Source organism: Streptomyces sp. MUM 203J (assembly GCF_022414595.1).
Taxonomy (GTDB): domain Bacteria; phylum Actinomycetota; class Actinomycetes; order Streptomycetales; family Streptomycetaceae; genus Streptomyces.
Genome location: NZ_JADWYO010000051.1, coordinates 1 through 15,772, shown reverse-complemented (window position 1 = coordinate 15,772; position 15,772 = coordinate 1). Strand labels below are relative to the sequence as shown.

Below are 15,772 nucleotides of genomic sequence, written 5' to 3'. Positions count from 1 at the left end.
GGAGAAGAAGGACGAGGCAAGGAAAATGGTCGACACCAGGCAGAAGACGACGGGCGGCTCCTCATGTTGCTGCGTGGCCTAGCCGGCCACCCCATCCCGGCCATCCCGCCAGTGGACCCCGGCTACGTCGACAGCTTGATGTGAGGCATTTTCCATGTTCGAACCAGTCATAGCGCCGAGCGGCACCCTGCTCGGCCTACTCCAGAGGGGACGCGGCGACGGCACGCTGCACGCGCTCGCCGCCCCCCGCGCCGAAGCCCTCGCGGCCCTCGACCACTGCGTCCTGAACGACCCTCGCCGCGACTGGCAGGTCGAGAACCGCTCCCTCTACTACGCCCGCCTCTACCTGGACCTGCACGGCGGTCTGGAGGCGGTCGAGGCCCACCTCCTCGGGCCCGAGGACCAGCTGGATCCCGAGGAGTCACGGACCGGGCTCGCCCTGGCCGTCCTGGGCCACCTCGCCTCGTACGGCCGCCGCGACGCGCTCCTGCTGCTGCGCCGCTACGCCGCGACCGGAGCGAACTGGACCTGGGCGCTCGACGAGCTGGCCCTGCGCGACGAGGACACCGCCCTGCGCGCCCTGGCCGACCTCGTGCTGGCCCGGTTCCCCGCGACCGCCGAGGGCGACGCCGAACTGACCGCCGCGGTGCGCGACGCGTTCGAGCCGCGCCCCTGGCGGCTGTGGGCCGAGGACCCCCGCGAGGCGGTCGGTGCCCGGGTGCGCGCCGCCGTGGAACGCGGCTCCTTCGACCGGTGGCAGCGCCAGATGCGACCCAGCGGGCCCCGCCCGGGCTGGAGCGTCCAGGCCGTCTTCGACTGGGCCCAGCAGGGCCTGGAGGAGCGTGGCGCGCTCCTGCACGGTCCCGCCGCCCGCTGCCTCACGGCCGTGGCGGGCCCCGACGACCGTCCACTGATCCTGGAGGCCGCCGGCAGTGGAGCCGACGGCGCCCGCTGCGCCGCGCTGCACTACCTGGCCGAGGCGCGCGACCCCGCCGTGCTCGACCTGATCGAGGCTGCCGCGAGCAGCCCCTCCCCCGTCGTGGCCGACGCCGCCGTCAGCGCCTTCGAGCGCATGTGCGGCGAGGCCGCCGTCGACCGCGCCCGCGGCTGGGTCCACCGGCCCGACGCCCTCGGCAGCTCCGCAGGCGGCGTTCTCGCCTCCCGGGGCGGCACCCAGGACTCCCCCCTCGTCCTCGGCGCCCTCCGGCAGGCCGTACGCACCGACGGCCCCGACGCGGCCTCCCTCTACCCCCTCGTCGACGGCGCCGGGCGCCTCGGCATCAGCTGCGCCGCGCCCGTCCTGCGGCACATCTACCGCGAGACCGCCTCCTCCGAGCTGCGCGGCCGCACCGCCCGCGCGCTCGCCGCGACAGACCCCTCGTTCCCGACCGGCTTCGCCGTCGAGTGCCTCTGGGACTGCGAGGAGACCACCCGCGAGATCGCCGCCCTGCACGCCGAGACCGGAGACGTACGCGTCGCGGAACGCCTGCGCCGCCTGGCCGCCGACCCGGCCGAGGAGGACGAGGTGCAGACGGCGGTCCGCAGCAGGATCGACCCGCAGCGGCCGACCGTCTGAGGGCACACGACGGCGGCACCGCGGACGAAGGGCCGAGGGCGAGGGGCGGTCCCCGCGCACGGCGATCCCGTGCCGACGGCGGCCCGCACGCGTACGGCGCTCCCGCCCGCGGATGATCAGGCACGCGGGCGACGCCGCTCGCCCGCCGGCCTTCGCGCGGGTGGCCCGGGGCCCGCGGCGGCTCACGCGCACAGGGCGCCGCGGGCACCGGCGCCCTGCGACCCCGGGCGGGCCCAAACGCTCATGGGACGTTCCCCGAGGCGACAGATCCATGTCGGCGGAGGCTCGCCGGGCGCGGCGACAACACCGGTATGCGCGTCGTCATCGTCACCGAGTCCTTCCCGCCCGATGTCAACGGTGTGGCCCACTGCGCCCTCCAGACCGCCCGGCACCTCACCGCCCGGGGACACGAGCCGCTCGTGATCGCCCCCGCGGGCCCCGAGACCGCCGACGCGGAACCGGCGCCCTGCCCGGTGGTCCGCGTCCCCGCCGTGCCACTGCCCGGGTACCCCCAGGTCCGGGTCGCGCTGCCCAGCAGGCGCGTGGGCGCCGCGATCGCCGCGCACCGCCCCGACCTCGTCCACCTGGCGAGCCCCTTCGTGCTGGGGGTGCGCGGCATGGCGGCGGCCACCCGGCTGGGCCTGCCCGCCGTCGCCGTGTACCAGACCGACCTCGGCGGCTACGCCCGCACCTACCTGGGCGCGGGCGAGGCCGCCGCCTGGCGTCGCATGCGGGCCGTGCACAGCGCCGCCGACCGGACCCTCGCCCCCTCGACGGCCGCCGCCCGGGACCTCGCCGCCCACGGTGTGCCGCGCGTCCGGTTGTGGCCGCGGGGTGTCGACACCGACCGCTTCCGGCCCGACCGCCGCGACGATGCGCTGCGCCGCGCCCTCGCACCCGGCGGGGAGCTGCTGGTCGGGTACGTGGGGCGCCTCGCGCCGGAGAAGCGCGTCGAGCTGCTGGCCGGGGTGTGCGGGCTGCCCGGCGTACGGGTGGTGATCGTCGGGGACGGCCCCAGCGAGGCGGGGCTGCGCACGGCCCTCCCCGGGGCGGTGTTCCTGGGCCGGCGCACGGGGGACGACCTGGCGCGGATCTTCGCCTCGCTCGACGTGTTCGCTCACACCGGTCCGTACGAGACGTTCTGCCAGACCGTTCAGGAGGCCATGGCCGGCGGACTTCCTGTGGTCGCCCCCGCCGCGGGCGGCCCGCTCGACCTGGTGCGGCACGGAACCACCGGCCTGCTGGTACCGCCCCACGACCCGTCCGCCCTCCGCGCCGCCGTCGCGGCCCTCGCCGCCGACCCGCCCTGCCGCACGGCGTACGGCGCGGCGGCCCGGGCCTCCGTGGCGGGCCGCACCTGGACGGCGATCGGCGACCGCCTGCTCGGCCACTACGCCGAAGTGCTGGACGCCCGCGCCGGCGAGGTGGTGGCGGCGTGAGAGACGGGCTGCGGATCGTGCGGCTGGCGAACTTCGTGAGCCCCGCCTCCGGCGGGCTGCGGACCGCCCTGGGCGAGCTGGGCCGGGGCTATCTCGCGGCAGGGCACGAGCCCGTCCTCGTCGTCCCAGGACCGGACGCGCGTGACGAGATCACCCCCCAGGGACGGGTCGTCACCCTGCCCGGCCCGGAACTGCCCGGCAGCGGCGGCTACCGCGTTCTGACCGGGCGGCGTGAACTGCGGCGGCTCCTGGAGGACCTGGCGCCCGACCGCCTGGAGGTCTCCGACCGCACGACCCTGCGCTGGACGGGCGAGTGGGCCCGCCGTGCGCGCGTACCGGCCGTGATGGTCTCCCACGAGACCGCCGACGGGGTGCTCCGCGCCTGGGGCGTCCCGCCCGCCGCCGCCACGCGCGCGGCGGACCGGCTCAACCGGCGCAGCGCCTGGGCGTACAGCCGGATCGTCTGCACCACCCGCTGGGCGGAACAGGAGTTCGTACGGATCGGCGCGCGCAACATCGTCCGCGCGCCCCTCGGCGTGGACCTGCTCCGCTGCCACCCCTGCCGCCGGGACCCCGCTCTGCGCGCCCGTCACGCGCGCGGGTCGGACGTGCTTCTGCTGCTCTGCTCCCGGCTGTCCGTCGAGAAACGGCCGGGCATGGCGCTGGAGACCCTGGCCGTGCTGCGCGCCCGGGGGCTTCACGCCAGGCTCGTCGTCGCCGGGGACGGTCCGCTGCGCGGCGCCCTGGAGCGCCGGGCGCGCGAACTGCGGCTGCCGGCCGAGTTCCTCGGACACGTCCCGGGACCGGGCGCCGTGGCGGACCTCCAGGCGGCGGCCGACGTGTGCCTGGCGCCCGGGCCCGCCGAGACGTTCGGGCTGGCCGCCCTGGAGGCGATGGCCTGCGGCACGCCCGTCGTGGTGAGCGCCTCGTCCGCGCTGCCGGAGGTCGTGGCCGGGGCGGGCGTGGCCGCGCGGGACACGCCGGACGACTTCGCGGCCGCGGTACGCACCCTGCTCACCCGTCCGGAACCGGAACGCCGCGCGGCGGCCCGCGCCCGGGCGGAGCACTTCTCCTGGCCCCGCTCCGTCGCGGCCTTCCTCGCGGCGCACGACGCCCCGGCCGTGCGGCCCGTCCGGCGTACGAGGACGAACGCCGTGGTTCGGCCGCTCCGCGGACGTCCGGACGGTGAGCCCCCGGTGTCCGCGCGCGGCGGCGCCGGGGAACGACCCCTGCGCTTCGCCGCCCTGGGCGACTCCCTCACCGAAGGTGTGGGCGACCCCGTCGTCACCGGTCCCCGCGGCTGGGCCGCCCTCCTCGCACCCGCCCTCACCCCCCACCCCGTGGAGTTCCGCAATCTCGCCACCAGCGGCGCCCTCGTCCACGATGTGGCGGCCGACCAGACACCCCGCGCCCTCACGTACCGCCCCGACCTCGCCGCCGTCATCGTCGGCGTCAACGACACCCTGCGCAGCTCCTTCGACATCGGCCGCATCACCGCCGACCTCGACCAGGCCTTCCAGCGGCTGTCCCGGCAGGGCGCCGTCCTCCTGACCGCCTGCCTGCCCGACCCGGGTCGCATGCTCCGCCTCCCGGCCCCTCTCGCCCGCCCCCTGGCCCGCCGCCAGCGGGCCGTCAACAGCGTGGTGCACGCCCTGTCCGCCCGCCACGACGCCGTCCACCTGCACCTCGCCGACGCCGGCTGGACCGCGGACTGGTCCCTGTGGAGCGCCGACCGGCTGCACCCGAACGAGCGCGGCCACCGCCTGGTCGCCGCCGGGTTCCACGCCCTGCTGGCCGAGCGGGGCCTGGCGCGGGGCCCCGCCCCCGTACGCGCACCGGACCAGCCGCCGCCCACCCGCGCGCAGACACTGCGCTGGCTGGCCACCGCGGGTACCGCGTGGGTCGCGCGCCGGTGCCGGGACCTGCTGCCCCAGCTGCTGGCCCTGTCCGCCACCGAGGCGGCGCACTGGGCGCGCGGCACCGGTGCCCGCCTCGACGCCCGTGCCCGGCAGCAGACCACCGCCGCCCTCGCCGTTCTGCCGGCGCTGCCCGCCCTGCCCAAGCCCTCCGCCACACCGAGCCCGCCCGTGCCGTCCGCCCTGCCTCGCCCGTCCGCCCCACTGGGCCGCCCGCTCCCGGGGCCGTGAGGGGCACCATGGGGGAATGACCGGACGCTGGGAGTTCTGGATCGACCGCGGCGGCACCTTCACCGACATCGTGGCCCGGCGCCCGGACGGCCGGCTCGCCACCCGCAAGCTCCTGTCGCACGATCCCGACCGGTACCGGGACGCCGCTGTCGCCGGGATCAGGCTCCTCCTCGGGCTCCGCCCCGGAGAGCCCGTCCCCGCCGACCGGATCACCGCCGTCAGGATGGGCACCACCGTCGCCACCAACGCCCTGCTGGAGCGGCGCGGCGAGCCCACCGTCCTGGTCGTCACCGAGGGATTCCGTGACGCCCTGCGCATCGCCTACCAGAACCGCCCGCGCATCTTCGACCGCCGCATCCTCCTCCCCGAAGCCGTGTACGACCGGGTCGTCGAGGTCCCGGAACGGGTCGGCGCGCACGGTGACGTCGTCCGCCCCCTCGACCTCGGCACCGTCACCGCACGCCTCACGGCCGCCCGGGACGACGGGATCACCTCCGCCGCCGTCGTCCTTCTCCACGGCTACCGCCACCCCGACCACGAGCAGCGTGTCGCGGAGGCCGCCCGCGACCTAGGGTTCACCCAGATCAGCTGCTCCCACGAGGTCAGCCCGCTCATCAAGCTGGTCCCGCGCGGGGACACGACCGTGGTCGACGCCTATCTCTCCCCGATCCTGCGCCGCTACGTCGACCAGGTCGCCGCCGAACTCCCCGGTGTGCGCCTGATGTTCATGCAGTCCAACGGCGGGCTCCGCGAGGCGGCGCACTTCCGCGGCAAGGACGCCGTGCTGTCCGGACCGGCCGGCGGCGTCGTCGGCATGGCCCGCACCTCCGGTCAGGCGGGCCACGACCGGGTCATCGGCTTCGACATGGGCGGCACCTCCACCGACGTGTCCCACTACGCGGGCGAGTTCGAGCGGGAGCTGGGCACCCAGGTCGCCGGCGTACGGATGCGCGCCCCCATGATGAGCATCCACACCGTCGCCGCCGGGGGCGGCTCGGTCCTCCACTTCGACGGCAGCCGCTACCGCGTCGGCCCCGACTCGGCGGGCGCCGACCCCGGCCCCGCCTGCTACCGGCGCGGCGGCCCCCTCACCGTCACCGACGCGAACGTGATGCTCGGCCGCATCCAGCCCGCCCACTTCCCCGCCGTGTTCGGCCCGGACGGCGACCGGCCGCTCGACGACGGCACCGTACGGGACCGGTTCACCGCCCTGGCCGACGAGATCCACCGCCGCACCGGCGACCGCCGCACACCCGAGCAGGTCGCGGAGGGCTTCCTGGAGATCGCCGTCCTCAACATGGCCAACGCGGTCAAGAAGATCAGCGTGCAGCGCGGTCACGACGTGACCCGCTACGCCCTCACCAGCTTCGGCGGTGCCGGCGGCCAGCACGCCTGCGCCGTCGCGGACGCCCTGGGCATCCGCACGGTCCTCGTACCGCCGCTCGCCGGGGTCCTCTCCGCCTACGGCATCGGGCTCGCCGACGCCACCGCCATGCGCGAACAGTCGGTCGAGGCCGCACTGGACGACACCTCCCGCGCGCGCGTCGCCGCCCTGTGCGAGGACCTCGCCGCCCGCACCCGGGAGGAGCTGCGCGCCGACGGCGTTCCCGACGGCGCGATCACCACGCAGGCGCGCGTACTGGTGCGCTACGCGGGGACGGACGCGAGCCTGCCCGTCCCCCTGGACACCGCCCCCGCCATGGCGGAGGCCTTCACCGCCGCGCACCGCACCCGTTACGCCTTCACCACGGACAAGCCGCTCGTCGTCGAGGCGGTCTCCGTCGAGGCCGTCGGCCGGGCGGGCCCCCGGCCGCCGGCGACCGGGGGACAGCCGCCCCGCGAAGGCACCCTGCGGCCCCGCGGCGCCGTGCCCGTGTACGTCGGGGGCGCGCGCGCCGACACCCCGCTGTACCGGCGGGAGGACCTGCGCCCCGGTGACACCGTCCCGGGTCCGGCCGTCATCGCGGAGGCGGACGCCACGACGGTCGTCGACCCCGGCTGGCGGGCCGCCGCGACCGACACCGGCCACCTGGCTCTCCGGCGCGTCCGCCCCCGACCCGGCCGCACCGCCGTGGGCACCGACGTCGACCCCGTCCTCCTGGAGGTCTTCAACAACCTCTTCATGGCCATCGCGGAGCAGATGGGCGTGCGGCTGGAGAACACCGCCCAGTCCGTCAACATCAAGGAGCGCCTGGACTTCTCCTGCGCCCTGTTCGACCCCGAGGGCAACCTCATCGCCAACGCCCCTCACATCCCCGTCCACCTCGGATCCATGGGGGAGTCCATCAAGGAGGTCCTGCGCCGCAACGAGGGCACCATGCGCCCGGGCGACGTGTACGCCGTCAACGACCCGTACCACGGCGGCACCCATCTGCCGGACGTGACGGTCGTGACTCCCGTGTACGGCCCCGGGGGAGGCCGCGGAAGCGGGGAGCTGCGCTTCCTGGTCGCGTCCCGGGGCCACCATGCCGAGATCGGCGGGATCACCCCCGGCTCCATGCCCGCCTTCAGCCGGACGATCCACGAGGAGGGCGTCCTCTTCGACAACTGGCTGCTCGTACGGGACGGCCGGTTCCGCGAGGACGAGACCCGCCAGCTGCTCACCACCGCCCCGCACCCCTCCCGCGCTCCGGACACCAACCTGGCCGACCTGCGCGCGCAGATCGCCGCCAACGAGAAGGGCGTCGAGGAACTCCACCACATGGCCGAGGAGTTCGGTCTGGACGTCGTCCACGCCTACATGCGGCACGTACGGGACAACGCCGAGGAGTCCGTGCGCCGCATCGTCGCCACGCTCCGCGACGGTGCGTACCGCTACGAGACGGACGCCGGGGCCGTCATCGAGCTCCGGCTCCGCGTGGACCGCGAACAGCGCACCGCGCTCCTCGACTTCACCGGCACCTCCCCGCAGCAGCCGGGCAACACCAACGCCCCCAGGTCCGTCGTCATGGCCGCCGTTCTGTACGTGTTCCGCACCCTGGTCGCGGACGACATCCCCCTCAACAGCGGCTGCCTCGCGCCGCTGGAGGTGCGCATCCCCGACGGCTGCATGCTGGCCCCCGCCTACCCGGCCGCCACCGTCGCCGGCAACGTGGAGACGTCCCAGGCCGTCACCGGCGCCCTGTACGCCGCGCTGGGCGTCCAGGCGGAGGGCTCCGGCACCATGAACAACGTCACCTTCGGCAACGACCGCGTCCAGTACTACGAGACCGTCGCCAGTGGCTCAGGCGCGGGCGACGGCTTCGACGGCGCCGACGCCGTGCAGACCCACATGACCAACTCCCGCCTCACCGACCCCGAGATCCTGGAGTGGCGCTACCCGGTCCGCGTGGAGTCCTTCGCCGTGCGGGAGGGCAGCGGCGGCCGGGGCCGCTGGCGCGGCGGCCACGGCGTCGTCCGCCGCATCCGCTTCCTGGAGCCCATGACGGTCGCGCTCCTCACCGGACACCGCCGCGTTCCCCCGTACGGAATGTCCGGCGGCGCGCCGGGTGCCCTGGGCGCCGACGCGGTCGAACGCGCCGACGGCACGGTGGACCACCTGTCCGGCGTCGACACGGTGGACGTCGGGCCGGGCGACGTCCTGATGGTCGCCACGCCGGGAGGCGGCGGGTACGGCACCCCGTGAGGAGCGGTGCGCGGGCGGCGGCCCGCCCACGGCCGCGCCGTCCGGGGCGACCCCCGCTCAGCCCACCACGAACCGGACCGCCGTTCCCGGCACCGCCTGAGCCGCCCCCGCCAGGTCCGCCTCACGCACCACGCCCACGACCGGATACCCGCCGGTCGTCGGGTGGTCCGCCAGGAACACCACCGGCCGTCCGTCGGGCGGCACCTGCACCGCGCCCAGCACCATCCCCTCACTGGGCAGCTCCGCCGTCACGGCGCGCTCCAGCGGCGGCCCCTCCGTCCGCAGCCCGATCCGGTTCGACGCCGCCGACACCCGGTACGCGCGCGAGGCGAACGTCCGCAGGGCCCGCTCCGTGAACCACCCGTGCCGGGGCCCGAGCCGCACTCGCAGCACCAGCTCCCCGGGCACCCCCGGCCACGGCGCGCCGTCCCGGCAGGGCACCCCGCCGGGCGCCGCCCCCAGCGGCAGCACCGCCCCGGCGGCCAGCGGCCCGGGGCCGAGCCCGGACAGCAGGTCCGCCGAACGGCTGCCCAGCACCGGCTCGACGGCGACACCTCCCGCGAACGCCACATACGCCCGCAGTCCCCGCACCGCCGTGCCCACCTCCAGGACCGCCCCCGCAGGCACCCGCACGGCCGCGCCCCAGGCCACCGGCCGCCCGTCCACACGCACCGGACACGGCGCGCCGCCCACCGCGACGGTCACCGCGCACCGGGGCCGCACCGCGCACCCGTCGAGCGTCGTCTCCAGCACGGCGGCGTTCTCCGGGTTGCCCACCAGCCGGTTGACCAGCGCGGCGGCACCCGGATCGAGCGCCCCCGACCGCGGCACGCCCAGATGCGCGTGCCCCACCCGGCCGTCCCGGTCCTGCACGGTGGTGAGCGCCCCGCCCCGTACGACGACGAAACCCCGGTCCGTCACGGCCCCTCCCGCACCGGCACGCGAACCCGCTGCGCCGCCACAGCCGTCCGAGCGGCCACGGCCGCCCCGCCCGTCACGGCGCCTCCGCCGCGAACCGCACCCGCGCCCCGGGAGCCAGCAGCGCCGCCGGCACCCGCTCCGGATCCCAGAGCACCACGTCCGTCGTCCCGATCAACTGCCATCCGCCGGGCGACGAGCGCGGGTAGACACCCGTGTACGGCCCCGCCAGCGCCACCGACCCGGCCGGGACCGATGTACGGGGCGTGGCCCGGCGCGGCACCGCGTACCGCTCCGGCAGCCCGGTCAGATACCCGAAGCCCGGCGCGAACCCGCAGAAGGCCACCTCGTACACGGCCCCCGCGTGAATGCGCCCCACCTCCCCGGGGGCCACGCCCCACAGCGCGGCGACCTCCGCCAGGTCCGGCCCGTCGTACCGCACCGGCACCTCCGTCACCGCCTCCGCACGCGCGTGCGGAGGCCCCGGTTCCCACCGCGCGAGCCGCGCGGCCAGAGCCCGTGGCTCCTCCACCCCGTCCAGCAGCACCGTCCGCGCGGCAGGCACCACTTCACGCACGGAGGGCAGCTCCCCGGCCGCCCGCCGCCGCAGCACCTCCGCGTGGAAGGCCCGCGCCTCACCGCCCCCGTCGAACTCCAGCAGCAGCGCCCGCTCACCCACCTCCAGCGCCCTCACGCGAACGCCTCCACCCGCACCCCGGACTCCTCCAGCCGGGCCCGCACCCGCCGCGCCAGCTCCACCGAGCCCGGGGTGTCCCCGTGCAGGCACAGCGACCGCGCCGCCACGGCCACGGACCGGCCGCACTTCGCGGTGACCACCCCGTCCCGGGCCATCGACACCGACCGCTCCACCACCGCCCCCGGGTCGTGCAGCACCGCCCCCTCCCGGCCGCGCGGCACGAGAGCGCCGTCCGCCGTGTACGCGCGGTCCGCGAACGCCTCCGCCACCACCGGCAGCCCCGCCTTCTTCGCGGCGGCGTGCAGCCGTGACCCCGGCAGCCCCAGCACCGGCAGCAGCTCCCCGGCTCCGGCCAGCAGCACCCCGTCGACCACCGCCGACGCCTGCTCCTCGTCGCCCACCACACGGTGGTACAGCGCGCCGTGCGGCTTCACGTATGCCACCCGCGCCCCGGCCGCCCGGGCGAACACCTCCAGTGCGCCTATCTGGTACGCCACCTCCGCGGCCAGCTCGTGCCCCGGAACGTCCATCGCGCGGCGCCCGAAACCCGCCAGGTCGCGGTAGGAGACCTGGGCGCCGATCCGTACCCCGCGCGCAGCCGCCAGCTCGCACACCCGCCGCATCGTGACCGCGTCCCCCGCATGGAAGCCGCAGGCCACGTTGGCGCTGGTCACCACTGCCAGCAGCCGCTCGTCGTCGGTCAGCTCCCAGCGGCCGAATCCCTCACCGAGATCGGCGTTCAGATCGATGGACACTCCGGTCACGTCGGTCACCCGCGGCTCCCCACTCCTCGACGGCGGTTCCGCCCGTCACGGTAGAGGACCGCGCGACGACGCCGCAGCCCGCCCGCAGCACCTCGCCGTTTCGACCGGTGTCAGGGTGAGGACCTACTCTGTGCACCGTGACTTCGCCTGCCCCGACGGAACCGACGGAACTCGTTCCGCCCCAGCTCAGCGCGGGGCCGCGGCCCGCGCAGGGCCCGGCCGCCGACGAAGGGCTGGCGCGGCGTCTGCGCGCGCTCGCCTGCACCGCGCCGCTGCACGATCTGGACGCCCGCAAGGCGAACCTGGCCGGCGAGTTCTCGGTGTACGCCATGGCGGAGGTCGCCCTCGCCGCGATCGACCTCGTCACCCTCCACATGGACTTCGACACGGGCGCCGACCACGAGGAGATCGTCGCCCGGCTGCTGCCCCGCGTCGCCGCCCAGGCCCCGCGCCGCCCGGCCGCCGAGCACGAGCGGGTCGCCCGGTGGGTGCTGGAGAACCTGATCAACGTCGGCAGTGTCGACCGCGGATTCCGCGCCGTGTACGGCACGTTCGGCCCCGACGGCGTCTACGTGCGCCGGGACTACGACTTCAAGCTCCTCGAGGAGGTCCCCGGCTACGGCGGCGGGGTCTACCTCCGCACCACGGACGAAGCCGTCAACGTCCTGGTCGGCGCTCTCGACACCGATGTCACCAGCGCCCAGATCGCTGCCGAGGTCAAGCTGGAGGTGCTGATCAGCCGCGGCCGGCTGGCCGACGCGCAGCTCGCGGCCGAGCAGGCCCGCTACCGCACCGTCCAGTACGCCGAGACGCTCCGCAAGACCCTGGAGGCGACCCGGCGCAACGTCCGGGCCGTCGACTGGCTCAACGCCGTCCCCGAGATGATCGACGAGGCCCTCACCCACGTCGCGGAGCGGTACCGCCACGAGAACGCGATCCTCACCAACATCCGCAAGGCGCGCGACGAGGCCGAGACCGGTTCCGATCCGAGAACGGGCGAGCACAAGCGGCGTGCCGCCGAACTCGTCGACATCGTCAAGGACTGCATCCGCCGCCACACCCAGCTCCAGTCCCGCCTCCTGGAGGCCGGCCCGCTGTTCCGCGCCGAGCAGGACCGCCAGGCCTTCGCCCGCCCTGCCGAGCGCACCGGACTCGACCTCCACGGACAGCTGATCGCCCCCCTGCTGCCGCTCCCCGTGGAGCGGGCGACCCGGGTCACCGACGCGTACTTCGCGCGCGGCACCGGACTGCGCACCCCGGGCGCGGTCCGCATGGGCGACCTGATCGACCTGCTGTTCACCCCGCCCGTGGAACGCGAGCACCTCGGTGCCGAGATGCCCGAACCGGACCTGATCGCCACGCCCGACGACAGCCGGTTCAGCGAGGCACAGCTGGCCATGGCCATGGAGCTGCTGGCGCTGGAACCCGAGGCCCCGCGCCGCCTCTCCGGCCTCCTGGCGGAGGCCCGCCTCAGGGACCCGGACCTGCCCTATCTGGTCGCCCTGCTGGCCGTGCACGCCGCCAGCCCGCCGGTCGGCACCGCCTACCGGCAGGGCGAGGAACGCCTCCTCTTCGCCGTGGACGACGGCACCGAGCTGGACGACCCCGAATTCGGCGGTGCCGACCTCATCGTCGGCACCGCCCTGCTGGACGCCGCCGCCATGTCCGCCGCCCGCACGGACCCCGCATGACGCCCCGCCCGCCGCGGGGCCGCCGCCGTGTCCCGCTCTGGCCGGCCCGCAGACCCACGCCGCACGCCGCCCGCCCGCCGCGGCCCGACAGCCGGCCCCGCCGCCCGCGGTGGGCCGCCGCCCGCGACGCACCGACCCGGCACCGCGGCGCAACGCCCCTCACCTGAGACCGCCCCCCACCGCACTTCGCACCCCGCACCAAGGAGCCCCCGCCGTGAGCGACCACCACGCCGAGCACGCCGACGCGTGGAGCGACCCGGACGCCCCCCGGGCACCCGAGCCCGCCACGCCCGGCGGCGACCCGGTACCCGGCACGCACACAGGCCCGGCCGCCGTCACGCCTGCCGACGCCGCGGACGCCGCCCGCCTCGTGTCCTTCGGCCTGCAGCCCAAGCTGCTGCCCGCCCGCGACGCGGAGTACGCCGAACTGCTCCGCCGCTACCGTGACGACCCCTCCTTCGCCCGCCTCGCCGACGCCGTCGCCACCGGCCTCGGCCTCGTCGTCCTGGAGGTCTCCCCCCGCGCCGGCATGGCCGTCACCGCCGACGAGGACTCGGTGTTCGCCGTCCGCATGGGCGACTACGCCCGCCGGGCCTCCACCGACGCCTCCGACCGGTTCCTGCACGGCCTGGCCCACCTCGCCGTCGCCGCCCTGGCGTTCCCCCGCCCCGAGGACCTGGCCGACGACACGTACATCGGCCGCATCTCGGTGCACGGGGTCGACGCGTTCGTACGCCAGGCCTGCCGTCGGCTGGAGGAGCGCGCGGAGCAGTCCGGCGAGAACACCGACCCGGCCTCGGACGCCCCCGGGCTGGAGGCCGCCTGGCGCGTCTACGCCCGGCGCAGCGCCACGGGAGCCACCAAGGACGCCCGCCGCCTCGCGGGCTCGACCACCGGCATCATCGGCAAGGCCGTCGCCTTCCTGACCGACTCCGGCTTCCTCCAGCGCACCGGCGACGACAACGGCGGCACCTACCGCACCACCGCCCGCTACCAGCTCCAGGTCCGCGACATGGCGGGCAGCGCGGCCATGGCCGAGCTGCTGGAACTGGGCGTCGTCCCCGTGTCCGACGGCTCCGCGACCCTCGTGCCGCCGCCCGAGGGCGACGACCTGGACCTGGTGGCCGACGCGGGCCTCCCGTTCCACGGCTGAGCCACCCCCACCCGCCGTCCGCACGTCTTCCGCAAGACACGAACCACCGACGAGAGTCCGCCGCCATGTACGAGCTGTCCCGGGTCCGCCTCTACTCCATCGGACCCGCCGGTGCCCGCTATGCCGACACTGTGCTGGACCTGCGGGGAGTGGGCGCGCCCGTGCCCCACCCGGCCCCCACCCAGGCGGAGTTCTTCGAGGACGAACCCACCGGCCCGCCCCGCCGTCCGGCTCCTGCGGGCGTGCTGTTCCTGGAGAACGGCGGCGGCAAGTCCGTCCTCCTCAAGCTGATCTTCTCGGTGATGCTGCCCGGCCACCGCAACACCCTCGGCGGTGCCAGCTCGGGCGTCCTGCGCAAGTTCCTCCTGGCCGACGACTGCGGCCATGTCGCCCTGGAGTGGCAGCACACCCTCACCGGCGAACTCGTGGTCGTCGGCAAGGTCAGCGAGTGGCGGGGCCGCCAGGTCTCCAACGACCCCCGCAAGTTCGCCGAGGCCTGGTACTCCTTCCGGCCCGGCCCGGGCCTCAGCCTGGACAGCCTGCCCGTCGCGGAGTCCACCGCCGTACGCCCCGCCGCCGAGGGCGCCTCCGGTGCCCAGGGCCGCCGCCGCACCATGAAGGGCTTCCGCGACGCCCTCATGGAGGCCGGGAAGGCCTATCCGCACCTGGAGGTGTCCTGGGAGGAGATCCACGACCGGTGGAACGAGCACCTCGGTGACCTCGGCCTCGACCCGGAACTCTTCCGCTACCAGCGGGAGATGAACGCCGACGAGGGCGAGGCCGCCGGCCTCTTCGCGGTGAAGAAGGACTCGGACTTCACCGACCTCCTCCTGCGCGCCGTCACCGACACCCGTGACACCGACGGCCTCGCGGACCTCGTCAGCGGTTTCGGCGACAAACTCGGCCGCCGTGCCGAACTCACCGCGGAACGCGACTTCACCGCCGGTTCGGTCGACCTGCTGGGCCGGATCGTCGAGGCCACCGAGGCCCGCGCCCGCGCCCGCGACATCCACACCGGAGCCGAGCGCCGCACCCGTGTCCTCGCCCGCCGTCTCTCCGCCCGGGCCGCCGAGGAACGCGGCCGTGCCGTCGAACTGGCAGAGCAGGTCACCGCCGCCGCCGACACCGTCGACGAGGTCGGGCGGGCCCGCGCCCACAGTTCCCTGATCGCCGCCGAACTCGCCTACCGGCACGCCTCCCTGGCCCTCGCCGCCGCCGAGAAGGGCGCCGCCGCCCAGCGCCGCGAACTCATCGACGCCCGCACCCTGCACTCCGCCTGGCAGGCGGCCGAGGCCGTGCTGCGGCACCGCGCCGCCGCCGACCGATCGGCGCGCGTGGCCGCCGCGATCCGCGAGGCCGAACGGGACGCCGCACCCGCACTGGCCGCTCGCGCCAAGGCCGCGTCCGACCTGATCCGCGCCCTCCAGGACGCCGCCGACGACGGCGCACGGCACGCCGACGAGGAGGAACAGCGCTCCGCCGCCCTCCAGGACGCCGCCGAGACCGCCCACCGCGACGCCACCACCGCCGCCACCGAGGCCCAGCGCGCCCGCAGCGAGGCCGTCCACCTGCGCCAGCGCCTCGACGAGGTGGAGCAGGAGACCGCCGAAGCCGTACGGGCCGGCTGGCTCGACGACACCGCCCCCGATGCCGACCCGGCCCGCGCGGCCCTCGCCGCCAGCGACGCCGCGCAGACCGCCGTCGCCTCCTGGGACACCGCCCGTGAAGCCGCCCGCCGCGCCGCCGAGCGCGCCCGTGAGGC

At 76.0% G+C, this 15,772-nt stretch carries 9 protein-coding genes and 2 pseudogenes; 8 read left to right on the top strand and 3 right to left on the bottom strand.

Features of this window, described 5'->3' with window-relative positions; translation table 11 throughout:
• Positions 1 to 154 precede the first annotated feature (154 nt).
• From I3F58_RS22280 to I3F58_RS22260, 5 genes and pseudogenes are all read left to right on the top strand, one after another.
• Positions 155 to 1,576 carry a HEAT repeat domain-containing protein gene (locus I3F58_RS22280; protein WP_240110429.1) on the top strand — a complete coding sequence of 474 codons (1,422 nt, stop codon included), beginning with the start codon at positions 155 to 157 and terminating at the stop codon, positions 1,574 to 1,576.
• 311 nt (positions 1,577 to 1,887) lie between these two features.
• Entirely contained in the window at positions 1,888 to 3,015 is a 1,128-nt protein-coding gene (locus tag I3F58_RS22275) for a glycosyltransferase family 1 protein (RefSeq protein ID WP_240110428.1), read from the top strand.
• A pseudogene (locus I3F58_RS22270) lies at positions 3,012 to 4,145 on the top strand (glycosyltransferase); the annotation flags it as partial. The gene I3F58_RS22275 and the pseudogene I3F58_RS22270, both read left to right, overlap by 4 nt.
• The gene (locus I3F58_RS22265) at positions 4,137 to 5,162 is read left to right on the top strand and encodes a GDSL-type esterase/lipase family protein (protein ID WP_308355053.1); all 1,026 of its coding nucleotides are present in this window, start codon (positions 4,137 to 4,139) and stop codon (positions 5,160 to 5,162) included. The pseudogene I3F58_RS22270 and the gene I3F58_RS22265, both read left to right, overlap by 9 nt.
• Positions 5,163 to 5,178: 16 nt before the next feature.
• A complete protein-coding gene (locus I3F58_RS22260) occupies positions 5,179 to 8,787 on the top strand; it encodes a hydantoinase B/oxoprolinase family protein (protein WP_240110427.1) in 3,609 nt (1,202 codons plus the stop codon).
• A 57-nt stretch (positions 8,788 to 8,844) separates the two neighbouring features.
• Here the strand turns inward: I3F58_RS22260 and I3F58_RS22255 are convergent, their stop codons facing one another.
• The 3 genes from I3F58_RS22255 to I3F58_RS22245 form a co-directional block, all read right to left on the bottom strand.
• On the bottom strand, positions 8,845 to 9,708 hold the full coding sequence (locus tag I3F58_RS22255) for a biotin-dependent carboxyltransferase family protein (RefSeq protein ID WP_240110426.1): 864 nt from the start codon (positions 9,706 to 9,708) through the stop codon (positions 8,845 to 8,847).
• A gap of 73 nt (positions 9,709 to 9,781) precedes the next feature.
• Entirely contained in the window at positions 9,782 to 10,399 is a 618-nt protein-coding gene (gene pxpB, locus I3F58_RS22250) for a 5-oxoprolinase subunit PxpB (RefSeq protein WP_240110425.1), read from the bottom strand.
• Positions 10,396 to 11,166 carry a LamB/YcsF family protein gene (locus tag I3F58_RS22245; RefSeq protein ID WP_240110456.1) on the bottom strand — a complete coding sequence of 257 codons (771 nt, stop codon included), beginning with the start codon at positions 11,164 to 11,166 and terminating at the stop codon, positions 10,396 to 10,398. Before I3F58_RS22245 ends, pxpB begins: the two co-directional genes overlap by 4 nt.
• A gap of 137 nt (positions 11,167 to 11,303) precedes the next feature.
• On the opposite strand from I3F58_RS22245, the gene I3F58_RS22240 reads away from it, so the two are divergent.
• The 3 genes and pseudogenes from I3F58_RS22240 to I3F58_RS22230 all read left to right on the top strand — a co-directional run.
• Entirely contained in the window at positions 11,304 to 12,857 is a 1,554-nt protein-coding gene (locus tag I3F58_RS22240; protein ID WP_240110424.1) for a hypothetical protein, read from the top strand.
• Positions 12,858 to 13,071: 214 nt separating this feature from the next.
• A complete protein-coding gene (locus I3F58_RS22235) occupies positions 13,072 to 14,010 on the top strand; it encodes a hypothetical protein (RefSeq protein ID WP_240110423.1) in 939 nt (312 codons plus the stop codon).
• A gap of 65 nt (positions 14,011 to 14,075) precedes the next feature.
• A pseudogene (locus I3F58_RS22230) lies at positions 14,076 to 15,772 on the top strand (hypothetical protein); the annotation flags it as partial.